Here is a 24,298-nt window from a genome sequence, read left to right as displayed (position 1 = left end):
TCATATCCTCTCTAATGATGAGTATTTGTGATCCTGATTGTTTTTGAAGTAATCGTCAATAAAATCAGAAATTTTACTGCCAACTTTTGGTTGTTTATCTGCTGCTGAAATTAGTGTTGATATTACTTGGTCGTAGGAGTTTTTGCCATCAGTTAGCCCGGTTAAAAACTGTTGGGTTTTTTCTTCAACAATTTCCTGGATAAATGCATAAATTTCTTGGGGATATACCTGCTTGAAAATCGATGGACAATAAAATTCTATTGAGTCGCAAATAACCGCTCCAGCACTACTAATTGATTCGGGAATAAAAGTAAGTGATTTTGCCTGTAAAAGATTGAGGACAAAAGGTTCACTCAGGGGAACATTAGCAGAGCCAACAATATATTTACACTGCAAGGAATCGGCAATTGCTGGTGTAATTAGACCACTGATGGAACAAGGAACTAATACATCACAAGGAATATCCCACCAGTTCTCATGGTGTGAGATGTTTTTGCAATTAGGAAGATCAGCTCGCTGGGGTACTATGTCATAGGTGATGATACTCGCTCCAAGTTCCTGGAGACTTAGAGCAGTAGCTTTACCCACCTTACCCAGACCATGAACCAGAAAAACTAAGCCCTTAAGATTGTTCCCAAAAATTCCTCGAATGCTGCCAACTACACCATAGGCTGTTGCAATACTCGGGTCAACTTTAGAATCTAAAGATGCCAGAATATAAGGACAGTAATTTCTGAGATATTGCATATCCTCTAAGGAAGTATTTAAGTCACAACCTGTGTACATTAAACCATTAAGTTCATTAAGGAGAGAACCGACAAAACTCAATAGGTTTTTCTTGCAGGCTTTATCCTCTGTGATCGCTGCAACAATCTTACCTCCACTAAAGCCTGTATTGTACAGACTATGTTTATGGGTCATTACGAGAGATAGATTTCTACAGTCCTCCCGAGCAAGGGTCTCAGATTGGTACGTTTTGACTCTCAATCCACCGTTACTTGGCTGACTCAGGGTTGCTCTGTCTAAGCCAATGAAGCATTGAAAGCCATCTGTAGTTTTCTGAATAATTTTCATCTAAATTTTATCCACTATGGATTATAAATGTCTTTTAAAAAACAATCAATTCTCTGACAAATTTGTTCCTGTCTTTCTTGCTTCTTCTACCCAGCCATCAAACTTATCTTGATTTTTATTGATCCACTCCTCTGCATGGCGACGGAAATCTTTTGAGTTACTTTCACCCTCTTGTACGAGTTTTTGTTGAGCATTAACATCTTCAATAGGAATTGCAATCAGCTCAAACAGACGTTTCGCGGCTGGATTAGCTGTCAAAAATTTATTGTTTGCTACTATGCGCACTCTATCAACCGCAATCCCTAGATTTTTTCCATCTAGCATGGTATCTTGCTCGGAGACTTCTCCCTGTTCTTTTGGTAGAGAAGTGAAAGGAACTTCTAGCCAGATTGCATCTTTACCAGGTTCTAATACTATAGGTACCCAGCTAGGAGTGTAAACATAATAAAGAATAGGTTTTTCCTGTCGGTTGCGAGCTACTACATTTGCCAACAAAATCTCATAATTACCTTGATCGTGTTCAACGGTATCCCTCAGTCCATAGACATCCAAGTGATGCTCAATCACCAATTCACAACCCCACCCAGGATTACAACCTGTTAAGTTAGCTTTGCCATCACCATCTGAGTCAAAAAGTTTGGCAATTTTGGGATTTTTAAGTTGCTCTAAGCTAGTGATTTTATATTTATCAGCGGTTTTTTTGTCAATTTGATACCCTTGCAAAGCATTGTCAACAATAATTCCAACCCGCTTGAATTTATCTTCGCCTCCGTTTTCTCTAAAAAATTTATTTTGGAGTTTTTCCCAATGATCAGTGTAGAAATCTAAGTCTCCGTTACTGACAGAAATGTGTAAAATAGGAACACTGAGCTGTTTGGCGTCTTCAGTTTTATAACCAAGCTTTTCTAGACCGATATTAATAATTTCTGTTAAAAATACTGCGTAGGTTGAAACACTAGAGCCAGATCTTACTCTTACCCCTTGACCCGGCATCATTTTGTCTGTTGATTCAGGATTAGATTGGATAGTGGGTTGACAGGCAATTAAACCGATTGACAAAACAGCTAGAAGTATTCCTAAGAAGTGTTTTTTTTCTTTTTGTTTCATTTTCATCCTTCACACTAGTTTTACTCAACCAATGGCTTAATTGTATTCCACAGCCTACTGGGCATCCTATGGTGTTTATGAGAGAACTGACATACTTTTTGGTATAAACAATAAAGTTTAAAAATCTCAAAGCTATACACAGTATAGTTTTAGGCAATCCAAGTTAACAGCATACCATAACCGGTATCAAATCGCCCAATTTACTCTCACAAAAGAATACAGGAGTCCTTCCATTAAGTCAATCGGGTCGGGGATTTATTATCGGTTCGTCCTAATATCCAATGTCACCTCAACCTGAGGGGGTGTGGGGAGATGGAGAGATGGGGAGATGGGGCAGATTTTTATTAAGCGATGCAGCGCCGCCAAAGGGGGTTTCCCCCATGAGCGACTGCATCAAGACAGGGTAATTATCCTGACATGATCTAAGCATCCTGGTTGGGCTTATTCTTTGTAAATGCGAAGATAGGTTTGTACATAATCCATAGAGAACTGACCGGGATTCTCTCGAATCCTAGCTGTAAATCTTTGGTAGAATTGGTTGACAATTTCAGAAATGTCTTGATTGGATCGATTGCTTAGGGCATTTCTCAATGTATGTTCACTCCAAGAGCGAGTCGCTTGGGTGAGACCTTGGGCAAATTTCTCTGCATCCCTATCATCTTCGTACTGAGACCGATAAGGGCACCGAATCAGCATGGTTCGGGTATCTGCTAATCGTAACCCAGCTTGATAAACGTCACTTTGAGGGTCTTCGAGACACGCAGTAAACTCGGCTTCTGTTCGGTAATAACTTTGTGATGTAGCGCCAACATACTCTTCTGGTTGAATCAATTCCTCAATCTGCATTTGTTTCCAAATTTCGTGCAGAATATCTTTCAGGTTCAAGTCTACCAGGTTGTGCCCTACATAGCGCCCTTGTTCGTCTACGGATAAGTTGACGGTTACTATTTGACCTCCAGATTTGAGTTCTTTAGCTCTAGCCAGGAGAATAGTGCTCCAGTCAATCTGTGACTGTGCTTGAAAAATTGCTTTATCTTCTACTGGGGCAGAAACATTGACATCAATATGATTGCTCAGATGTTTGGGTAGCTTACTTAGCCAGTGCATGGCTGTGGAGGAGAAACCAAAGTCTAGACTATTGGGGGGACAAACAGGTTCATAAAATGATCGTGGAACCATTGAAACTACTATATTTTGATCACCCTGCATCAATAACGTTGCATTTTTGCCTAGGGCATTAAAGTCATTACTGGGTAAATCATTAAATATTACTTCAACAAAAGCCCCGTTATTTTGTTTTTTTATAGTAGCAACAATCTGCTGCCATAATCCTTGGCTAGTACCACCGTCTGCAATGCCGTAATCAGCTAGTTTTACCTGTGAAGAGTTTTGGATGGGCTGGATTGCTTTTGCTACTAAATCCCCAGCAGCTTCGAGACAAAGTTTGGCTCCAAGGGTGTTGAGTGAGTAGTTAGATGCCATATAAATTGCCATGTTATATCCTCTCAAATGATGAGTATTTTTGAACCTGATTTTTAGTTAATTATCAATAAAACCATAAATTTTGCTGCCAGCCAATTTATGGTTTTGATATATTAGACTTTTTGATTATTATTAAAATCAGTGATAACCACTTAACTATTCATTCGCGTAATTTTTAATAAAAAGTGATATTATCAATATAAATTATATCATAAAAGTTAAGCATAATAAATCAACATATGACTAGACATATGAAACTAAATAATTTACGGTTATTGCGTATTGATTATACTAATTTTTCAGAAACAAACCCTAAAATTATTACTAGGCAATACTTTTATATTTTGAGATACTATGTAATATAAACTATCAATTATCATCAAAATCTCAAAGCTATACACAGTATAGTTTTAGGCAATCCAAGTTAACAGGATACCATAACAGGTCTCAACTAGCCTAATTTACTCTCATAAAATAATACAGGAGTCCCTCTATTAAGTCAATCGGGTCGGGGATTTATTATCGGTTAGTCCTAATATCCAATGTCACCTCAACCGTAATCACTCTGTTACTTTGAGCAATAATCTTAACTCTTCTGACTCTGATTGACTGACAAAACTCCTATAGCAAAGGGAACAGGCAACAGGGAATAGGGAACAGGGAGCAGGGAATATGGCATCAAAAATTATCATAATTCATTTAGGTACCCTATAAAACCCTTGATTGTACTTAAAACCATTACCAGGGATTGGTTTCAGTATGTTCAATCCAATCTACGAAGCCAGAAAAGTCACTAAAGTAGGGTATCTGAAATCAGTAGGATTTTATCTAGAATACCTGTCCTCTAAACCAAACACCTTCCGATCTCCTGGTGACAGCTCATAAATTTTAGCTGTTTGCAACCACTCATATATAGCCTCCGGCTTGAGCCACACCCTGGCATTCCCATTGCTGAAAGCAGTGAGGATTTTGGTGCCATCGGGAGAAAAGACGGCGGAGTTCACAGCAGCATTATTGTTTCTCATCACCAGGATTAACCTACCGTTTAAATCCCACAACCTGGCAGTTTTATCGTCAGAAGCAGAGAGAATTGTTTTACCATCGGGAGAAAACACCGCTGAATTAACATCAAACTTATGTCCTTTCTCACGACCTCCTCCAAAGGTTCGGATCTCGTTTCCATTCAAATCCCACAGCTTGATGGTGTGATCTTCTGAAGCAGTGAGAATTGTTTTACCATCAGGGGAAAAGACGGCGGAATTAACAGCATCGGTATGTCCTTTAAAATCAGTAATTATTTCTCCGTTTACGTTCCACAACTTCGCCAGTTTATCGTTAGAAGCCGTAAGGATTTGCTGGCGGTTAGGAGATAGCGCAGCGGAATTAACTACCCCCTTGTGTCCTTTGTACTCTGATATTTCTATCAGTTCACTGCCACTAAAATTCCATAACTTGGCAGTTTGATCGTAAGAGGTAGTCAGAATTTTCTGGTCATCTTGGGAAAAGCTGGAAAATTTAGCACCATTCCTACCAAATATCGTTACGTTATTATAGTGATCATGTAAATTACTAGCCATGATCAGGCGATCGCCTTTTCCATTCCATAACCGGGTTTTGCCATCATCGGAAGTCGTGATAATATAGTTACCATTAGGGGAAAAAGCTGCTGTTTTTACAGAACAGTGATTCCCGACATCACAGCCATGAGGAAGTTGCTTGAGCAATTTTCCGCTCAGATCCCATAAATAAGCGTTTTTATCGGTAGTGGCTGTCAATATTTTTGTGCCGTCAGGAGAAAACACAGCAGAATTCACAGCTGCTGAATGTCTAAAACTAGAATTAACTGGTTGTTGGGTGATATCCCATAACTTGACTGTCGAGTCATCAGAGGCGGTGATTAGTTTGTCTCCATGGGGAGCAAACGCTGCAGTAGTAACCGATAATTGATGACCGATTAAATTAGCGATCGCGTTTCCATCCAAATCCCAAATTTTGGCAGTATTATCATAACTAACGGTAATAATGTGATTACCGTCTGGGGAAAACAAGGCTTTTTTGACTGGCTCTGAATGTCCTGCTAAGGTTTTAATTAATTTTCCATCCTTATCCCATAATTTGGCAGTGCCATCTTCAGAAGCAGTAAGGATTTGATCACCGTCTTGGGAAAAGAACCCTGAATTAACCCAACCGGTATGTCCCTTAACTATGTTGATCAGCTCGCCATTGTGGTCCCACAACTTAGCTGTCTTATCTTTACTGGTAGTAAGAATTTTAGTTCCGTCTGGAGAAAATACCGCAGAGGTAAGACCGCAATGATAATCCTTTATATGTACATGCCAACAGCTATCCTGATCTAGAGTTGTGATCAAATTCCCATCCTTATCCCATAATTTCGCAGTTTTGTCCCGTGAAGCGGTGAGAATTGTCTGACCATCAGGAGAAAAGACCGCAGAGACGACGATATCTTTGTGCCCGCTCAAGGTGTTAATTAGTTCTCCCTGTTTATCCCATAATTTTGCCGTCTTATCATCAGAAGCGGTGAGAATTGTCTGACCATCTCGGGAAAAGACGGCAGAATTAACCTGGCACTGACCGTTGCGGAGGCAATCGTGCCCTCGTAAGGTATTGAGCAAATTGCCTTCCTTATCCCACAACTTAGCCGTTTTATCCTGTGAGGTAGTCACTATTGTATTGCCATCTGGGGAAAATACAGCAGAATTAACCCTAGCAGAATGTCCGGCTAAGGTAGTGATTCGCTCGCCATTGAGATTCCACAATTTTGCTGTGGTATCCTCTGAAGCCGTGAGAATTATACTACCATCCGGCGAGAATACTGCACTAGTCACAGCCCTTTTATGTCGCATATTGGCATAGTAAAAAAAGAAGCGGCGATGAATTGCTGAATGGTAGGCTATACTCAGCAATTGTGAAACCTCAGGCACTTGATGGGTATTGTCAATCTTATAAGCAGCCTCGGCAATGCGTAAAGCCTTCGTCGGGTGTCGTTTTAAAAACGTGCTTGCTTCTGAGAGAAGATGCTTGACTTTAGCAATTTTGAGGTTATATTCAGCCAACTTCTTTTCTTGAATTTGATGGATAAGAGTGCCAACAGCCGCTACCAATGCTATAATTACTCCGACAATAAATAATTTTTGTTGTCTAACTCTTTTCTTCTGTTCTGCTAGTCGTGCTTTTGCTTCCTTTGTACGTTCCTCTTGCAACCGTAGGATTTCTGCTTGTCGCTGTTTTTCGGCTTCTTTTGCCGCTTCAATAGTGTTGTTACTGGCTTCAAAAAATTCCTTCTGTAAAGGAGTTGGGGGAGGATATTTATGATCTTGCTCAGCTTCCAGCAACCAGTTTTGGACAATGGAAAACTCAATCCCCCGCAACAGCAAGTCAGGACTTTTGTGGTTTTTTTCCCATTCCAAGGATCGCTGAGACAACTTGGTATGGTTATGGACATGCTCTCGGTCAGTATCTAGGGTTCTGATCAATTCACTGAAATTGGCATAAAAATCTCCCCGATAATTTCTAAAGTCTATCCACTGTATCCTCGCTAATGCGGGATGTAACACTTTTGCTGCTACTTCGTGATGTAATATAGTCACAAACCGTTTATTTAAACTCTGGGCGTATTCCACCTCATCTGCACAATAGGGTGAATTGACTGAGCGAGGGGAAATAATAAATAGAAAGTTGTCAGAATTTTCAATACCCCGATAGATTTCCTGCTGAAAATCACTCCCTGGAGGAATACTTTCTTGGTCAAACCAAGTGCTTTTTCCCTGCATCTCGAGTGCCTCGTTTAACTGACGGGCAAAATCGGAATCTGCTCGGGAATAGGAGATAAATACTTCTAAAGAGGATGAGGGGATTTGATGGCTACTTTCAGTAATAAATTCGTGATGAAGGGGTAAGGGAGGATAAGAGTTGCGTTGCTGATTAAGAGTCAGCCAATTTTGATAATATCGCAAATTGTATCCCCGCAGTAAAATGCTGGGATTACGATTTTGATTTTTCCATTTAATCGCCTTTACTAATAACCTCTTATGGTCTTCGTAGTAGGGCTGATCCTGATGCAATACCTTAATTACTTTGTCAGCATCAATGCGGTATTTTGCTTCATCATTATAGGTAGTAAAGTCAATAAATTGTAACGCTCTGATATGGGGAGGGATGCACTCTAGTGCTGTGGATTCAATCAAGAGGGGAATAATCCGTTTGTTGTTAACCAAGGCGTGGGTTATTTCTTGCTGACAATAGTCTGATTTGAGGGAAGCAGGTGAGATTAAGTAGACAATATTATCAGCTCCCTCAATGCCTTGATAAACTACGTCTTGGAATCGGGTACCGGTTTGAATATCGGTCTTATTCGTCCAAACCGTGAAGCTTTTCCGCATTAAGGTTTTAGCAATTTTCCGCATCACCGGCTTATCTTGATCGGCGTAGCAGATAAATACCTGGGTCAAAAGGTTATTGGCATTCTTAGTGCTTTCACAAATCAACTCACACTGTAGGTCTGTAGGAATACAAGGAGGTTGCTGATCAGTAAACTTAACTTTTAGCCAAGATTGAGCCTGTTTTTGCTCTTCTCCAATTAACAAATAGTTGGTTTGTTTGTGATGTCTAGACCACTCCAATGCCTTGACTAAAATTTCTGTATGTTGTCTGACGTAATCACTTTGATGGTGGATGACCTTGAGTAACCCAGCCAAGGATGTTTCAAAATCCTCTGTATTATCTCGGAAATAGACCCAGTTAATTTGTCTGATAATTGGATGCATCTTATCCCAACAATCCGTAGGTTCAACATGGAGTAGAGGGATGATGCGTTTGTTGAGTTGAACGGCGAGTTGAATTTCTTTGAGACAATAGGCAGATTTGACTGAATGGGGAGCAATGATAAATAGGAAGTTATGGGATTTTTCAATGCCATAATCAATTTGATTTTGGAAGTCTACACCTAGAGGAATATCCTGTTGGTCAAACCAGATGCTGAAACCAAGTTCGGTTAATCGTTGGTGTAGTTTGGTAGCAAATGCTTTGCTATCAGCTCGTCCGTAGGAGATGAAGGCATCGAAAAAAGTATTCATGTTTGGTAGTTAAGTAGGAATTCTAGTTGACATCTCCCCCAGCTAAAGCACGGGGGATTCTCAAAGGATGTGAAGTCGCAGGTTGAAACCGTGCGACTTCACTCCTTTTCCTGTACGATCTAGACAGAGATGTGAACAGATCATACCGGTGCGGGAGTGTCAATGCTCCCCTACCTGCCTTGGTTAGGTCGAGTCCTAACTGTACAGTTACTTTCCTGGCAATATTGGCTGCACCGTTGCAGTCTGCGTTAACCAGGTGACCGTTGGAAGACTTATACAATCCACGTTTCATCCTTTTGCCCGACGGTGTCCATCCTGTGGGTTTTTCACCATGTTTTGGGAGGCTGTCGTCGTCAAGGTAAGACGCTTTACTGGTGTACGCTTCCTCAGTAATTGTTAGTTTTATTCCATATTCTCGACAGAGTTGTTTTAGTCTTTCTATTAATCTCTTGGTGGGGATGACCACAAACTTTTGATTTCCTCGTCGCCCCATGTTTGTTCGATTTTTCTGCCCCTCATTCCAACCAATAATAAGATTTCCAATACGTTCGCGTAGCGTCGGCTTTGCCGAATCGCTAAGACAACGGTTGATGATAAATCTGGCCGCTTTATTGACAGCATCGCGCATCTGATTATTACGCTTCCTCTGAACTCTATCAAGGTTGGCATCCCAGTAAAACTCAGGTTTTCCAGCTTTGTACTTCGCAACAAGACGGGCATATCCTTGGTTCATTGACTTGAGCTTACGACCATCAATTATCAGACTCTTTCCTTGGGTCGAAACTCCAGTCAACCAGTTATCGCCACCGTGATCGAAACTCCATGCCTGGGAATAGTCTAGGTTCGGATCTTGTTCTACTGGTTGTTTCCCATCATCTATTACCCAATCAATCCATAGTTGCCCATAGTAAGGGCGAATTGTTACCTCTTTAACCCAGTCTGGATCTAGGAATTCTGGGGCTTCTAGTACAATTTCACCTAATAATTCTGGCTTACTTTCCTTGCTTATAGACGGATAAAATAATCCTTTTCTATAGGTGAGGGCTTGTCGCGGAAAAGTAACAGCAGCCAGTCCTCCTTTATTTCTATACCTAAGAAGCTTTGGCCTGTCTACTTGTCCCTTGTAATAAAGTGGAACTAGCTGATTGTAACTTGTGATTGATTCAGCCACAGATTTAAGGGTCTGCTGTGCTGATTGGGCGGCCATCGCCTTGTAATGGGGATTGTTCTTCAGCTCTTTGCATAGTTCGGCATACTTTACACTACACTTATAGGTTTTCCATCCGTAGCGAAGTACGTCTTCTTTCCAGTAAGTAGTAAAAGCTTCTGGTTGTTGTTCTAGCCAACTATAATGTTTTTGTTTGGAGTAATAGATCGCACAATTCCACAGACTGTTAGCGTTTTCACACTGAAACAGCCAGAAAGCTTTTTCTTCGTCACTAAATGTTGCTTTTACAGGAATCGTTTTGTACATCGCAAGCTATCACCTCCTTATATATATTATGACCTATTTATATCAGAAAAGTTCCACGTTTTCGGGATACGACTGGATAAATCCAGTCGCTCTGTTTCACCCCCGGTCTTTAGACACAGGGCTCTCACATTTCGGGAAGTTTTGGTAGTAGCTATTTGAGGGGAACTTGGGCTCACAAGTTTTAGTACCTACAGTTATAGAATTCCCTAAGGTTATACTAAGGTAACAGTTTTACCATTAGCTGCTAAGCAGTCAGCAGTCAGCTTACTGTCTACACTAAGCTGCATCCCCTGAGTATTTTGGTCTAGAAACTTAAAGCATGTGCTCAGCTCGTTGGACAAAGGTGTAGAACTGTTCCCAACCGTTGTAGCCTCCATTGACTAGCCTGCGGACTTTGCGCCAGTCTCCATCTCTGGCTGCTTGATACACCTTGCGGTCATAGAAATAGCAGGCTAAGATTTGAGCAGCAATTTTGGGATTGAGGGCAACTTCCGGATTCTTTTCTAAGGTGCTGCCTAGACCAATTTTTTGACCGTAGTCCCTGTAGTTAGCCCGACCGGTAATTTGAATAAAGCCGCGCCCATGATAGCGGGCTCCATCTCCTGGTTGGGTATTGCCCAAGTCTTTGCGACCTTCGTACATCTTGGTAAAGTATTTGGAATCACCGTATTCATTGATAGGACGGAAACCACCAGTTTCGACACCGATAGTAGCGATCGCAGCAATCAAGGTTAGCTTATCTAAAATCTTCTTTTCCTCAAGACCAGCTAGCACCTCTGGTAGATAAGTCTGGACATCTTTGAGGGGACACTTGAGAATATCAGCGACTACCTCAGGGGTTACAAAATCGGATTCGGGAGGACAGGGGACTGAATCCTGAGAGTGATCAGTTGGAGGAGTCAGGTCATGGTTGTTGTTTTCCGTTAAAGGAGTGCTTTCGAGTTGTTCGAGTTGGTTAGGTTGAGTCAACTCATCCTCATCCTCTTCTTGCCAAACCATGGGAGTGTTGTTTGAGGCTGAGGTAGTTAAATCATCCAATAAGACCATGGAGGGAGTTCCGCCATTACTGCTGGTTTTGAAACGATTGGGTTGGATTTCGCTAGGATGAACAAACTCATCCCCCTCTTCTTGCTGCCAGATTCTGGGAATGGCATTACTGCTGGTTTTGAAACGATTGGGTTGGATTTCGCTAGGATGAACGAACTCATCCCCCTCTTCTTGCTGCCAGATTCTGGGAATATCGTTAGCAGAGGGGTTGGCTGGAGTATTAAAGGTATTGCTTGGGTCAAATTCCTGAGGAAAGGGATGACCAGGGTTACCCCCTCTGAGGGGGAAATCATTTGGTAATTGGGTGGCTTCTGGAATCCGTGGCTTTTGTAATTGTTTGTTGGGTTGTGACTGAGCCATACCTAGGTTTTGAGCTAGGTTTGGAGTTAGGTTTTGAGATAGGATTAATTTTGTTTGCTCCCTGACCTGTTCCTGGTCTTGCTCAAGCTCGCTTATGTATCCTTCTACATCTTTCCTGATGATCCCCTCTACACGGGAGGAAAAATGGGTAAATGCCTGGGTGTGCTTTTCTACACGTCGGTAAGGTCCGCTTAAGTGAAGAAATTGCCAGCCTTCGATTTTCAGGGATTCTGCGCTGTTGCGATACTGAGTGTAGTGTTTGCCATATTGAAATAGCTCTTCTACAGCGGCGCTAATTGCCACTACCTGACTCAGTCCAAAGGCAGTCCCACCCAAGGCTACTCTGATTTTACCGTCCCTGCTGTTGATACCGACTAAAGCGGGAACAATTAGCCCTCCGATAATGGTCATCATTCGCAGGGCATAATAGTGGTTGCGACACTGGTTTGCTCGCTTGTCTAACCACAAAACTTGGTCGAGCCAGCGAGCTTTGATAAACCGCTTCTGCAAATCCGATAGATCAATCGCATCAATCAACCCACCGATCTCTTCTTTAAACTTTTCCCGATAAGACCGTTTTTTGAACATGATTCACTCGTCCTGTTTACTTGAGAGGATGCCCCAGAACTATACCCCACTGTTATGGATGAAAGAAACACCTTGACAAGGGTTAGGTACATGTATGGATTGTGTTTGGGGACTCATCACCCCAGTTATAACCGGGAATTATGACAACGTGGGTAAGGACAAATGCTCAAGTTTCGAGTATAGTTGAATCTGGGAAATACTACCTTTTTTTGATAACGATAAATCAGGGTATCTGACATCAGTAGGATTTTATCTAGGATCGCTGTGATCTAAACCAAATTCCTTGCGATCTTCTTCTGACAGCCGATAAATATTAGCTGTTTTCAACCACTCAACAATATCCTCCAGCATCAGCCACACGCTGACAGTGCCATTGCGTGAAGCAGTGAGGATTTTGGTGCCATCGGGAGAAAAGACGGCAGAGTTCACAGCAGCAGGAGTAAGGTCTTTCATCTCCAGGATTAAGTTACCGTTTAAATCCCACAACTTGGCAGTTTTATCGTCAGAAGCAGAGAGAATTCTTTCACCATCGGGAGAAAACACCGCTGAATTAACATCGAACATATGTCCTTGACTGGGGTCTTCTGGAAAAGTTCGGATCAATTTTCCATTCAAATCCCACAGCTTTATGGTGTCATCTGCTGAAGCGGTGAGAATTTTTTTACCATCAGGGGAAAAGACGGCGGAATTAACAGCATCTTTATGTCCTTCAAAATTAGTAATTATTTCTCCGTTCAAGTTCCACAACTTCGCCAGTTTATCATTAGAAGCCGTAAGGATTTGCTGGCGGTTAGGAGATAGGACAGCAGAATTAACTACCCCCTTGTGTCCTTTGTATTCTGATATTTCTATAAGTTTACTGCCACTAAAATCCCATAACTTGGCAGTGTGATCGTCAGAGGTCGTGAAAATTTGCTGGTCATGTTGGGAAAAGCTGGCAAATTTAGCACCACTGCTACCGAATATCCTTATGTTATTATAGTTATCATGTAAATTAATATCCATGATCAGGCGATCGCCATAGTTACCATTAGGGGAGAAAGCTGCTGTTACAGCACAGTTCTTCGGGATATCACAGTCATAAGGAAGTTGCTTGAGCAATTTTACGCTCAGATTCCATGAATAAGGCTTTTTATCGGTAGTGGCTATCAATATTTTTGTGCCGTTAGGATAAAACACAGCAGAATTCACAGGTGTTGAATGTTGAAAACTAGAATTTCTAATCAAACTAGAATTAACGGGTTGTTGGATATCCCATAACTTGACTGTCGTGTCATCAGAGGCGGTAATAATTGTTTTTCCATTGGGAGAAAACGCTGCAGTGGTAACCGATAATTTATGAGCGATTAAATTAGCGATAACATTTCCATTCAAATCCCAAATTTTGGCAGTATCATCATCACTAACGGTAATAATATTCTTACCGTCTGGGGAAAACAAGGCTTTTTTGACTTCCTCTGAATGTCCCGCCAAGGTTTTAATTAAGTTTCCATCCTTATTCCATAACTTAGCAGTGCCATCTGATGAAGCGGTAATAATTTTCTCACCGTCTTGGGAAAAGAAAGCTGAATTAACCCAATCGTTATGTCCCTTCAATAGTTTGATCAGATCGCCATTTTTTTTCCACAACTTAACTGTATTATCTTTACTGGTAGTGATAATTTTAGTTCCGTCTGGAGAAAATACCGCAGAGGTAAGACACCTATCCTGATTTAGAGTTGTGATCAAATTCCCATCGTTATCCCATAATTTCGCAGTTTTGTCCTCAGAAGCGGTGAGAATTGTCTGACCATCAGGAGAAAAGACCGCAGAGACGACGATATCTTTATGCCCGGTCAAGGTATTAATTAGTTGTCCCTGTTTATCCCATAATTTCGCCGTATTATCATCAGAAGCGGTGAGAATTGTCTGACCATCTGGGGAAAAGACGGCAGAATTAACTTGGCACTGACCGTTGCGATCGCAATCATTCCCTCGTAAGGTCTTGAGCAATTTGCCTTCCTTATCCCACAACTTAGCTGTTTTATCCTCTGAGGTAGTCACTATTATGTTGCCATCTGGGGAAAATACAGCAGAATTAACCCTAGCAGAATGTCCCTCTAAGCTCTTGATTTCCTCCCCCTTGAGATCCCACAATTTTGCTGTTTTACCCTTTGTAGCTGTGAGAATTCTACTACCATCCGGCGAGAATACTGCACTAGTCACAGCCCTTTTATGTTTTATATTGGCATAGTAAAAAAAGGAGCGGTTATGAATTGCTGAATGGTAGACTCTACTCAGTACTTCTGAAGCCTGATACACTTGACTGCTATTGTCAATTTTATGAGCAGCTTTATAAGCAGCCTCAGCAAGGCGTAAAGCCATAGTAGGGTTTTTATGTTTTTCGGGTAAAGACTCCTTTGCTTCTGAGATAATATGCTCTATTTTAGCAAGAATAAGGTTATTGTTAATCACCTTTTTTTGTTTAATTTGATAGATAATAGTGCCAACAGCCCCTACCAAGGCTGTAATGACTGCGACAATCAATAATTTTTGTTGTCTAACTCTTTTCTTCTGTTCTGCTAGTCGTGCTTTCGCTTCCTTTGTACGTTCCTCCTGCAAGCTTAGGATTTCTGCTTGTCGCTGTTTTTCGGCTTCTTTTGCGGCTTCAATAGCGTTTTTACTGGCTTCAAAAAATTCCTTCTGTAAAGGATTTGGGAGAGGATATTTATGATCTTGCTTAGCTTCCAAGAACCACTTTTCGGCAATGGAGAACTCAATTCCCCGCAACAGCAAGTCAATAGTTTTGTGGTTTTTTTCCCATTCTAAGGAGCGCTGAGACAACTTGGTATGCTTATGGACATGGTCTCGGTCAGTATCTAGGGTTCTGATCAATTCACTGAAATTGGTATTAAAATTTCCCCGATAATTTCTAAAGTCTATCCACTGTATCTTAGCTAATGCCGGATGTAACAGGTTGGCTGATACTTCGTGATGTAATATGGTCACAAACCGTTTATTTAAACTCTCGGCATATTCCACCTCATCTGCACAATAGGGTGAATTGACTGAGCGAGGGGAAATAATAAATAAAAAGTTGTCAGAATTTTCAATACCCCGATAGATTTCCTGCTGAAAATCACTCCCTGGAGGAATGCTTTCTTGGTCAAACCAAGTCGTTTTTCCCTGCATCTGGAGTGCCTCGTTTAACTGACGGGCAAAATCGGAATCTGCTCGGGAATAGGAGATAAACACCTCTATAGAGGATGAGGTAATTTGAGCGCTACTTTCAGTAATAAATTCGTGATGAAGGGGTAGGGGAGGATGAAGGCTACGTTGCTGATTAATAGTGAGCCAAGTTTCATAATATCGCAAATTGTATCCCCGCAGTAAAATACTGGGATTCCGATTTTGTTTTTTCCATTTAATCGCCTTGACTAATAAGGTCTTATGGTCTGAGTAGTAGGGCTCATCCTGATGCAATACCTTAATCAGTTTGTCAGCCTCAATCCGGTATTTATCTTCATCCTTATAGGTAGTAAAATCCAGAAATTGTAGCCCTCTGATCTGGGGAGGCATCCCCTCTAGTTCTGTGGATTCAATCAAGAGGGGAATAATACGTTTGTTGTTGTCCAAGGCGTGGGTGATTTCTTGCTGACAATAGTCGGATTTGATGGAAGCAGGTGAAATTAAGTAGACAATATTATCAGCTCCCTCAATGCCTTGATTGATTACGTCTTGGAATGGAGTACCGGTTTCAATATCGGTCTTATTCGTCCAAACCGTGAAGCTTTTCCGCATTAAAGTTTTAGAAATTTTCTGCATCACCGACTTATCTTGATCGGCGTAGCAGATCAACACCTGGGTCAAAAGGTTATTGGAATTCTTGGTGCTTTCACAAATCAACTCACACTGTAGGTCTGTAGGAACACAAGGAGGTTGCTGATCATCAAACCTAACTTTTAGCCAAGATTGAGCCTTTTTTCGCTCTTCTCCAATTAACAAGTAGTTGGTTTGTTTTTGATGTCTAGACCACTCCAATGCCTTGACTAAAATTTCCGTATGTTGTCTGACGTAATCACTTTGATGGTGGATTACCTGGAGTAACCCAGCCAAGGATGTTTCAAAATCCTCTGTATTATCTCGGAAATAGACCCAGTTAATTTTTTGGATAATTGGATGCATCTTATCCCAACAATTCTTAGGTTCAACATGGAGTAGAGGGATGATGCGTTTGTTGAGTTGAACGGCGAGTTGAATCTCTTTGAGACAATAGGCAGATTTGACTGAATGGGGAGCAATGATAAACAAGAAGTTATGGGATTTTTCAATGCCATCATCAATTTGATTTTGGAAGTCTACACCCAGAGGAATATCCTGTTGGTCAAACCAGATTCTGAAACCAAGTTCGGTTAATCGTTGGTGTAGTTTGGTAGCAAATGCTTTGCTATCAGCTCGTCCGTAGGAGATGAAGGCATCGAAAAAAGTCTTCATGGAAGTTGGGTAGTGCAGTAGGGATTCAATATAACTATTGGAGAGAAACTTGGGCTCACAAGTCTCGGAACTTATAGTTATACAATTCCCTAACATTTCACTAACGTAACAGTTTTACCATTAGCTGCTTAGAGGATATCTGAAAAGTTTTTTTATACTGGATTTTGCCCCCCTAGCCCCCCAACTTTGGGGGGGAAAAGAGTCAATTTTATTCTAAAAGTCCCTTCCGGTGCGCGCCTCCTAGGGCGAGTAAATCGCCCTTGGGTCGCACCGCAAAATTGGGGGACCAACGGGGGCTTGGATGTAGCAAATGAGACTTCTCAGACAACCTCTTAGCACTCAGCAGTCAAACGATAGTAGCGATCGCAGCAATCAAGGTTAGCTTATCTAAAATCTTCTTTTCCTCAAGACCACCCAGCACGTCTGGTAGATAAGTCTGGACATCTTTGATGGATTACCAGGATTACCCCCTCTGAGGGGCAGGGCTGTTTCTTGCGTCCGACTAAAACGTGATTGGTAGGGAGGTGGGGAGATAGGGAGGTGGGGAGATAGCGGTGCGACCCGTGGCGAATTTAATTCGCCTAGCGATGCAGCGCGGTCTTGGGGAGGCAGCGCGGTCTTGGGGGTCCCCCCCGGAGACGAAACCTTAGACAGTTGAGCCTTTATGGTTGATAGGCTATGCAGAAAAGGGGTAAAACTTATTGATTAAGGCTCAACTGTCTTACGGTAACTTCTAACCATGAGCGACTGCCGTGGTTCCCCCCACTCGCTATTGCATCAAGACAAGGAAAGCGCACCGTCGGAGAATTTTTATTAATAAAAAGGTATTTTTAACCTTAAAAAAACCTTCTCCCCAGCACCCCAACGCCCTTTCAGCAGATTGACTTGACAATTTATTCATGAAAATGAAACAGCCCTGCCTCTGAGGGGGTAATCATTTGGGAATTGGCTGGCTTATCGAATCGCTGCCTGTTGTAATTGTTCGTTGAGTTGTGACTCAGCCATATTTAGGTTTTGAGCTGGGTTTTGAGTTGGATTTTGAGATAGGAACTCTGTTTCCTCCCTGGCATGTTTCTGCTCTTGCTGAACCTCGCTGATGTATCCTTCTACATCTTTTTTAATCAGCGCCTCGACACGGGAGGAAAACTGGCTAAATGCCTGGGTGTGGTTTTCTAGACGTTGGTAAGGTCCACTTAACTGAAGAAATTGCCAGCCTTCTATCTTCATGGCTTCTGCGCTGTTGCGATACTGAGTGTAGTGTTTGCCAGATTGAAATAGCTCTTCTAAAGCGGCGCTAATTGCCACTATCTGACTCAGTGCAAAGGCAGTCCAACCCAGAGCTACTCTGATTTGACCGTTGCTGCTGTTGATACCGACTAAAGCGGGAACAATTACCCCTCCGATAATGGTGAACAGTCGCAGGGTATAATAGCGGTTGCGACACTGATTTGCTCGCTTGTCTAACCACAACACTTGGTCGAGCCAGCGAGCTTTGATAAACCGCTTCTGCATTTCCGATAGATCAATTCCATCAATCAACCCACCCATCTCTTCTTTATATTGTTCCCGATAAGACCGTTTTTTTACCATGATTCACTCGTCCTGTTTACTTGAGAGGATTCCCCAGACCTATACCCCACTGTTATGGAAAAAAAACCTTGACAATGGCTAGGTATAGCACTAGGCATTAAGGTGTTTAACATAGAGAAAAGCTGAAAAGCACTTTTAGTAAACTTTGCCTTTTGTCTTTTGCCTTTTGTCTTTTGCCTAAAGCCCTTGCGCGTAGCGCTATACATGTATGGATTTTTTTTTGGGATTCATTACTCCAGTTATAACCGGGAATTATTGCTACCTGGGTAAGGACAAATTATCAAGTTTAGAGTATAGTTGAATCGGGTAAATAATACCCTTTTTTTCATAGTGGTCATGGGAATTTGGCGGAAGCGAGCCAAGCAGCTTGTATTGGTAATTTTTAGAAAAAAAAGGCAGTAGCCATCTCTATAAGTGTGAGGATTCAGCTAATGGGCTACCTCACAGGCTAGAAGCCTGTGCCACGCTACTTGAGGTGCTATCAGCTATCAGATAAAGTACTTTACTCTCCTCCGGATACTTGATCAAGACCACTTTCCAACAGATCGAGCATTTTTGTTAGCCATTTTCTAGCACTTTCTTCAGTTTCAAAATGGCGATTGGCATAGTCACCCACATCTTTCCAGGGAAAGGAGCGAGAAGCCAAAGCAACCCGTCCTTCGGTAATGATGGTACGATGCCACTTGGCAAGTTCTGGATTGTTGCAGCCAAGAACTACCTCTTCATCACTTTTACCTTCAAAATCCGCTTCAGCAAACTCCCCAGCAAGAAAACTGTAGAGATTTTCGTAGTTAGGTTTTTGGCTCATGGGTAGATTTTTGGTGTATAGTTAATGGCTAATGTTGAGTAATGACTGAAGATTGGAGAATTAGAGACTGAAGATTAAATAAATACAAGATATTCTAGTTTAATCAAGGGTCAGTCTAAACTATAAAATCTACACTATAAAATCTACAATCCCCTGAGTAGTTATCTAGCGGGATATGACGTAAGAAGTAAGCAATCTCCCTTTGCTGTTTTTTTCATAACCACAAGCAACTTCCTACTATTAGAAATATTGCTCAGAGAAGGAGGACGGCTAGCCACACGACCAACTACTTCCCTAGTCCTATACTTAACAGCTCGCTTCTCACCTCTAGCAGCATCAAGAACCCAACTATTTAATCTATTCCGGTTGGCTCTCAAAGCAGCTTGAATATTAGTGGCAGCAGTTTCCAAATCGCTATAGGTGCTAGCTGCGCTGATTCTGGGAGCATTAATTAATCGGTCTACTAGTTGTTGATCACTTTTACCAACATGGCGATCAATGGTGTGACCACCAAGGTACTCCTGTCGTTGTAACCAGTCGGAGTAAAAATTACTCGGCACGCATTGCGCAAAAGCTGATTGACTCAGGTAAAAACCCTGTACAAGAGTCAAAACAGCCAAGAATCCAGCACTCTTGGCTAGGGATTTTTTCCAATGGGTAAGCATCTTAATAATTCGTGTTTTTACCTAGTCAACACTACTATAGCGTTGATCACAGTTATGAGGTACAGTATTCTTTGAGGTTGACTCCCTATTTTAATGCAGCACATCCCTATTTACTCTTCTATCTTCCCTGTTCCCTAAAGGGAACAGGGACTGAGGCGGTGGGCCACGCGGGGCGCGTTCGGAGCAGGGAGCAGGAAAAAGGCAAGAGGTAAAAAATCTTGTGTACCTCATAGCTATAATAAACGCTATAGCCCTCTTCTGTCAAACTGGGGTCAAACCTTGATTTTTGGTAGGCTGAAATGACGCAGATTCGTTCGATTGTCCCAAAGTGACAGAAGAGGGATAGTTAATTGCTAATCTCGACTGAAGATTGAAAAATTGGAAACTGAAAATTAAATAAATACAATATTTTATAGTTTAACCAAGTGTCAGTATAAACTATAAAATCTGCAATATAAAATCTACAATCTCCTGATAAGTTATCTAACGGGATAACTTATCTAACGGGATATGAAGTATTAAGTAAGCAATCTCCCTGTGCTGTTTTTATCATAACCACACGCAACCTCCTAGTATTATCAATATTGCTCAGAGAAGGAGGACTGCTAGCCACACGACCAACTACTGTCGTAGCCCTATACTTAACAGCTCGCTTCTCACCTACCGCAGCACCAAGAACCCAATTATTGAAGCTACTACGATTGGCTCTCAAAGCATCTTTGATATGATTGGCAGCAGTTCTCAAATCGGGATAGGTGCTAGCTGCGGCGATTTTGGGATTATTTATTAATTTATTTACTAGTTGTTGATCAGTTTTACCAACATGGCGATTAATGGTCTTACCACCGAGGTCCTCCTGTTGTCGTAACCAGTTCGAGGGAAAATTACTCGGAACGCATTGGGCAGAAGCTGATTGACTCACACAGAAACTCTGTACAAGAGTTAAAACAGCCAATACTCCAGCACCCTTTACTATGGATTGTTTCCAATCGGTCAGCATCTTAATCATTCCTGTTTTTACCTAACTGCAAACCATTATACACTATTACACACTATTACACACTATTACACACTATTACACACTATTACACACTATTACATACTATTAAAAACTTTTATTAGCAGTTTTTTACTAAGGAGGGTCAATGGGTGACTGACTGTATCAGGGATGAGCTCATTGCCCTCAAAGCTGTATAGAGTAAAATTTTGAGGATTATATACTAACTTTTGTCAAGTCAACCTATGTCTAATCAAGAAATTCGGCCAGAAGCGCAACCGTTAATCGATCGCTGTATAGAGGAGAAAACTAAGGACTTTTTGGAGATAGGGAGAATTGCTGGTCTTAATACAACATCCGATTGTGCAGGTGCTGATCTCAGCGGTGCTAATTTGAGTAGTGTTAACCTCAGCGGTGTCAATTTGAGTGGTGCTAACCTTAGTCTTGCTAAACTCAATGGGGCTAATTTATTTGGTGCTAATTTATTGGGAGCTAACTTGTTTGGCACTGACCTGAATGAGGCTAATCTTAGTGATGCTAATCTTAGTGATGCTAATCTCAGCGAGGCTATCCTCAGTCGTGCTATTCTCAGCAGTAGTAATCTTAGGGGTACTATAGTCAGCAATGCTAACTTTAGCTATGCTATCGTGAGTAATGCCAACCTCAGCCATGCTATCTTGAGTAATGCTAATCTGAGTTATGCTAATCTGTTTGGTGCTAACCTCAGCGAAGCGAATCTATTTGGTGCTACCTTAAGTTGTGCTACTTTGAATTATGCCATTTTTAATCATGCTAATTTGAGTTACAGCAACTTAAGTTATGCCTCGATGGATTATACAGTACTGAGTGCTGCTAACCTCAGATGTGCTCTCCTGGGGGAGACTAACTTGAGTAAGGTCAATCTGAGTGATGCTAAATTAGAGAAAGCCCGGTTGGTAAATAATGTAGGAATTTCTGAAGAGATGAAGCTTGACTTGAAACAAAGGGGAGCAATTTTTGAAGATTCCCATGATAATAATGGTTTGACAATTCTGAATCGTTAAAGACAAGGTAATAGGGAATAAGGCAAAAGACAAAAGGCAATAGGCAATAGGCAATAGGCAATAGGCAATAGGCAATAGGCAATAGGCAATAGGCATGCTAGCAAGAGTTAATCAAGTATATAGGTATTTTGGGTAACTCTTCCCGATTCCCGATTCCCGATTCCCGATTCCCGATTCCCGATTCCCGATTCCCGATTCCCGATTCCCGATTCCCGATTCCCGATTCCCGATTCCCGATTCCCGATTCCCAATTCCCGATTCCCGATTCCCGATTCCCGATTCCCGATTCCCGATTCCCGATTCCCGATTCCCGATTCCCTTTTTTGATCAATCCTATGTTTACATTTCAAATAATATTATGTCTGAATTTACTCCAGAAGAATGGGTAAAAATCCGAGAAACTTTGGCTGACGATCCCACTAAGTATGGATTGCCTAAACGGGAATATGGCTCGGTGGTGTTGGGGTCATTTAATATCAGAAAACTGGGGAGGGTAACTAACCGCAGTCCTGAAACCTGGGATTTTTTGGCTCATGTTTGTAAGCACTTTGATTTGCTGGCTATCCAAGAAATCATGGATGACCTGAGTGGTTTCCAGGAGTTGAAGGGGCGGATGGGGTCAGAGTTTGGTACGATTGTGTCTGATCGAACTGGGGTGTTTCCTAATGAACCAGGATTAGGGGAAAGACTGGGATTTATATATAATTTGTCGATGGTGCAGCGGGGTGAAGTGGTCTCAGATATTTCTTTTGACCGTACTAAGGTGTTAGAAACCTTGGCTCGTAACTATGATCAGATCAATCAGGCTATTTTACCCTATGTGGACTATCTAAAAGAACTGGATCAGTGGAACTCAAATCAGTTAGGAAAACGCCCGAATAATCCGAATGTTAGGATGCCAGTGTTTCTAACCTTTGCTCGCCAACCGTTCTGTGTCAGCTTTAGAATTGTTGGTCATCCTGGTACTAACCCCTATGAGTTTATGGCGGTTAATGCTCATCTGTATTTTGGTAACTATATCTCCGATCGCCGTCAGGAATTTGATGCACTGATGGCATGGATATTAGGACGGTTTATCGAACATGATCGAGCGTATTATCCCAATTTTATCTTATTAGGGGATCTGAATCTAGATTTTGATAATCCTACTACAGACCGTGACCGGATTGAAAAGCATATCAAGATGTTTAATGCTAAGGTGAGAGGGGAAGCAAATGTTAATTTTCCGTTCTTAGATCCCCATCCAGCGACAAACCAAGTCTTGCGCACTAATGCTAGATTTACGGAAACCTTTGACCAAATTGGTTTGTTTAATTGGGATCAACGTCTTCCTACTTATAAGGAACATTCCTCTATGGGGGAAAACCCACGAGGACCGGATTATGGTGTTTTTAATTTTGTTGAATTGTTTAGTGATGCGTTGTACAACCGAGGGGTTAGTGAGTTATCACTATCCGAGAAGAAGGCATTTTTTCCACGGTTTGAACATGAGGTAAGTGACCATTTACCGTTGTGGTTACGACTGCCGTTGCCGGATTGAAGTTGCTGATCATTTCGCTAGTTTGCTTAATCAATGCTTTTAAACAGGAGATCTTATCTTCGGAAAACTGCCCTTTGGTGAGTTCAGGGGTAATATTAATGGCAAAATCAACAATATGACTAGCGATTTCTGGGGGTAAATCACCAACTAGCTCCCGATTGTCTATCAGTGAATCCCGTTTGTTGTTATGGTAGGTCATGATTATTGATATGATTCTTAGATTGTGTTACTAAGCTAATTAAGAGTTTACTATAGTAAAACCGTATTTTTCACTAAGTTAGGGAACGGGGATTGGGGAAGTTTGGGGAGATGGGGAGATGGGGAGAAACGGGAGATGGGGAGAAACGGGAGATGGGGAGATGGGGAGATGGGGAGAAACGGGAGATGGGGAGATGGGGAGATGAGGAAGATGACTAGAAATTTGCCATTATTCTGGCGTTGCTTAATAATGGAATGATTTGAAGAGTTTTGTGGAATGGGCATCAGGCGTGGAACTGGCATCTTGCCAGTTTCAATGTCTTGATGCAGTCGCTCATGGGGGAAACCACTCGCGCAAAGCATCGCTATTACCTATTACCTATTACCCAAATAAGCGTACAAATGTTCTGCATAAGTGACATGCTCCCGTGTGTTTACCGTCGCTGCTAATGGCGACCTATTCCTCTGTGAAGATGGTTCAGCAGACCCAATTCATCGTGGGAGTTACTCAGGAATATCAGCTCTACAAGTTCGGTGCTAACACCCTCAATAACCATTAGTTTGGTGGATCCTGCGTCTCGCCAGACTGTCGTTACTTGTTTGTCAATGTACTTGTTTGTCAATGTTTAGAAACGCTATATCATCATTGTAAAAAACTAGGTAAGTCTATTTAGCTAAGCCTAGGTTTTGTGAAAGGAAAAAGGTAACGTTATATATAAAGATTAGATAAAGATTTATAGTATTACCTTAATCTCTCAC

The 24,298-nt window shown here is 41.6% G+C and carries 17 protein-coding genes; 4 read left to right on the top strand and 13 right to left on the bottom strand.

Annotated features, from left to right (window positions below; translation table 11 throughout):
* The 13 genes from BJP34_RS33080 to BJP34_RS33030 form a co-directional block, all read right to left on the bottom strand.
* Positions 1-1,074, bottom strand: a complete 1,074-nt coding sequence (locus BJP34_RS33080; RefSeq protein ID WP_070395994.1) for a Glu/Leu/Phe/Val dehydrogenase dimerization domain-containing protein — start codon at positions 1,072-1,074, stop codon at positions 1-3.
* Between the two features lie 45 nt (positions 1,075-1,119).
* Positions 1,120-2,181: a glycine betaine/L-proline ABC transporter substrate-binding protein ProX gene (gene proX / locus BJP34_RS33075; protein WP_070397014.1), complete on the bottom strand. Its 1,062-nt coding sequence runs from the start codon at positions 2,179-2,181 to the stop codon at positions 1,120-1,122.
* 441 nt (positions 2,182-2,622) lie between these two features.
* Positions 2,623-3,675: a hypothetical protein gene (locus tag BJP34_RS33070; protein WP_070395993.1), complete on the bottom strand. Its 1,053-nt coding sequence runs from the start codon at positions 3,673-3,675 to the stop codon at positions 2,623-2,625.
* 548 nt (positions 3,676-4,223) lie between these two features.
* Complete coding sequence (locus tag BJP34_RS49760) at positions 4,224-4,355, bottom strand: hypothetical protein (RefSeq protein ID WP_267876430.1); 132 nt, start codon at positions 4,353-4,355, stop codon at positions 4,224-4,226.
* A gap of 132 nt (positions 4,356-4,487) precedes the next feature.
* Positions 4,488-8,756, bottom strand: coding sequence for a TIR domain-containing protein (locus tag BJP34_RS33065; protein ID WP_070395992.1), 4,269 nt, complete (start codon positions 8,754-8,756; stop codon positions 4,488-4,490).
* 22 nt (positions 8,757-8,778) lie between these two features.
* On the bottom strand, positions 8,779-10,230 hold the full coding sequence (locus BJP34_RS33060; RefSeq protein WP_070395991.1) for an RNA-guided endonuclease InsQ/TnpB family protein: 1,452 nt from the start codon (positions 10,228-10,230) through the stop codon (positions 8,779-8,781).
* Positions 10,231-10,542: 312 nt separating this feature from the next.
* A complete protein-coding gene (locus tag BJP34_RS46825) occupies positions 10,543-12,225 on the bottom strand; it encodes a DUF4231 domain-containing protein (RefSeq protein ID WP_070395990.1) in 1,683 nt (560 codons plus the stop codon).
* Between the two features lie 249 nt (positions 12,226-12,474).
* Positions 12,475-16,698, bottom strand: a complete 4,224-nt coding sequence (locus tag BJP34_RS33050) for a TIR domain-containing protein (protein WP_158517614.1) — start codon at positions 16,696-16,698, stop codon at positions 12,475-12,477.
* A gap of 954 nt (positions 16,699-17,652) precedes the next feature.
* A complete protein-coding gene (locus BJP34_RS33045) occupies positions 17,653-18,288 on the bottom strand; it encodes a DUF4231 domain-containing protein (RefSeq protein WP_070395988.1) in 636 nt (211 codons plus the stop codon).
* Between the two features lie 502 nt (positions 18,289-18,790).
* A complete protein-coding gene (locus BJP34_RS33040; RefSeq protein ID WP_070395987.1) occupies positions 18,791-19,096 on the bottom strand; it encodes a hypothetical protein in 306 nt (101 codons plus the stop codon).
* 161 nt (positions 19,097-19,257) lie between these two features.
* The gene (locus BJP34_RS33035) at positions 19,258-19,761 is read right to left on the bottom strand and encodes an RNase A-like domain-containing protein (protein ID WP_070395986.1); all 504 of its coding nucleotides are present in this window, start codon (positions 19,759-19,761) and stop codon (positions 19,258-19,260) included.
* 90 nt (positions 19,762-19,851) lie between these two features.
* Positions 19,852-19,992 (bottom strand): hypothetical protein, encoded by a 141-nt coding sequence (locus BJP34_RS45110; protein ID WP_158517613.1) that lies wholly within the window; start codon positions 19,990-19,992, stop codon positions 19,852-19,854.
* A 265-nt stretch (positions 19,993-20,257) separates the two neighbouring features.
* The gene (locus tag BJP34_RS33030; RefSeq protein ID WP_070395985.1) at positions 20,258-20,770 is read right to left on the bottom strand and encodes an RNase A-like domain-containing protein; all 513 of its coding nucleotides are present in this window, start codon (positions 20,768-20,770) and stop codon (positions 20,258-20,260) included.
* A 233-nt stretch (positions 20,771-21,003) separates the two neighbouring features.
* On the opposite strand from BJP34_RS33030, the gene BJP34_RS33025 reads away from it, so the two are divergent.
* The 4 genes from BJP34_RS33025 to BJP34_RS49755 all read left to right on the top strand — a co-directional run bounded on the left by BJP34_RS33025 (position 21,004) and on the right by BJP34_RS49755 (position 23,989).
* A complete protein-coding gene (locus tag BJP34_RS33025) occupies positions 21,004-21,801 on the top strand; it encodes a pentapeptide repeat-containing protein (RefSeq protein WP_070395984.1) in 798 nt (265 codons plus the stop codon).
* Positions 21,802-21,929: 128 nt separating this feature from the next.
* The gene (locus BJP34_RS45105; protein WP_158517612.1) at positions 21,930-22,190 is read left to right on the top strand and encodes a hypothetical protein; all 261 of its coding nucleotides are present in this window, start codon (positions 21,930-21,932) and stop codon (positions 22,188-22,190) included.
* Complete coding sequence (locus BJP34_RS33020) at positions 22,160-23,341, top strand: endonuclease/exonuclease/phosphatase (RefSeq protein WP_070395983.1); 1,182 nt, start codon at positions 22,160-22,162, stop codon at positions 23,339-23,341. The genes BJP34_RS45105 and BJP34_RS33020 overlap by 31 nt, the downstream gene beginning before the upstream one ends.
* Before the next feature lie 522 nt (positions 23,342-23,863).
* On the top strand, positions 23,864-23,989 hold the full coding sequence (locus BJP34_RS49755; RefSeq protein WP_267876429.1) for a hypothetical protein: 126 nt from the start codon (positions 23,864-23,866) through the stop codon (positions 23,987-23,989).
* Positions 23,990-24,298: the final 309 nt, after the last annotated feature.

The organism is Moorena producens PAL-8-15-08-1 (genome assembly GCF_001767235.1).
GTDB lineage: Bacteria > Cyanobacteriota > Cyanobacteriia > Cyanobacteriales > Coleofasciculaceae > Moorena > Moorena producens_A.
This window is presented reverse-complemented; position numbering and strand designations above follow the sequence as displayed.

Excerpts from the sequence above, each read along its gene's own strand:
- BJP34_RS33080 (WP_070395994.1), bottom strand. The coding sequence starts at position 1,074 with ATGAAAATTATTCAGAAAACTACAGATGGCTTTCAATGCTTCATTGGC.
- proX (WP_070397014.1), bottom strand. The coding sequence starts at position 2,181 with ATGAAACAAAAAGAAAAAAAACACTTCTTAGGAATACTTCTAGCTGTT.
- BJP34_RS33070 (WP_070395993.1), bottom strand. The coding sequence starts at position 3,675 with ATGGCAATTTATATGGCATCTAACTACTCACTCAACACCCTTGGAGCC.
- BJP34_RS49760 (WP_267876430.1), bottom strand. The coding sequence starts at position 4,355 with ATGATAATTTTTGATGCCATATTCCCTGCTCCCTGTTCCCTATTCCCT.
- BJP34_RS33065 (WP_070395992.1), bottom strand. The coding sequence starts at position 8,756 with ATGAATACTTTTTTCGATGCCTTCATCTCCTACGGACGAGCTGATAGC.
- BJP34_RS33060 (WP_070395991.1), bottom strand. The coding sequence starts at position 10,230 with ATGTACAAAACGATTCCTGTAAAAGCAACATTTAGTGACGAAGAAAAA.
- BJP34_RS46825 (WP_070395990.1), bottom strand. The coding sequence starts at position 12,225 with ATGTTCAAAAAACGGTCTTATCGGGAAAAGTTTAAAGAAGAGATCGGT.
- BJP34_RS33050 (WP_158517614.1), bottom strand. The coding sequence starts at position 16,698 with ATGAAGACTTTTTTCGATGCCTTCATCTCCTACGGACGAGCTGATAGC.
- BJP34_RS33045 (WP_070395988.1), bottom strand. The coding sequence starts at position 18,288 with ATGGTAAAAAAACGGTCTTATCGGGAACAATATAAAGAAGAGATGGGT.
- BJP34_RS33040 (WP_070395987.1), bottom strand. The coding sequence starts at position 19,096 with ATGAGCCAAAAACCTAACTACGAAAATCTCTACAGTTTTCTTGCTGGG.
- BJP34_RS33035 (WP_070395986.1), bottom strand. The coding sequence starts at position 19,761 with ATGCTTACCCATTGGAAAAAATCCCTAGCCAAGAGTGCTGGATTCTTG.
- BJP34_RS45110 (WP_158517613.1), bottom strand. The coding sequence starts at position 19,992 with ATGAGGTACACAAGATTTTTTACCTCTTGCCTTTTTCCTGCTCCCTGC.
- BJP34_RS33030 (WP_070395985.1), bottom strand. The coding sequence starts at position 20,770 with ATGATTAAGATGCTGACCGATTGGAAACAATCCATAGTAAAGGGTGCT.
- BJP34_RS33025 (WP_070395984.1), top strand. The coding sequence starts at position 21,004 with ATGTCTAATCAAGAAATTCGGCCAGAAGCGCAACCGTTAATCGATCGC.
- BJP34_RS33020 (WP_070395983.1), top strand. The coding sequence starts at position 22,160 with ATGTCTGAATTTACTCCAGAAGAATGGGTAAAAATCCGAGAAACTTTG.
- BJP34_RS49755 (WP_267876429.1), top strand. The coding sequence starts at position 23,864 with ATGCAGTCGCTCATGGGGGAAACCACTCGCGCAAAGCATCGCTATTAC.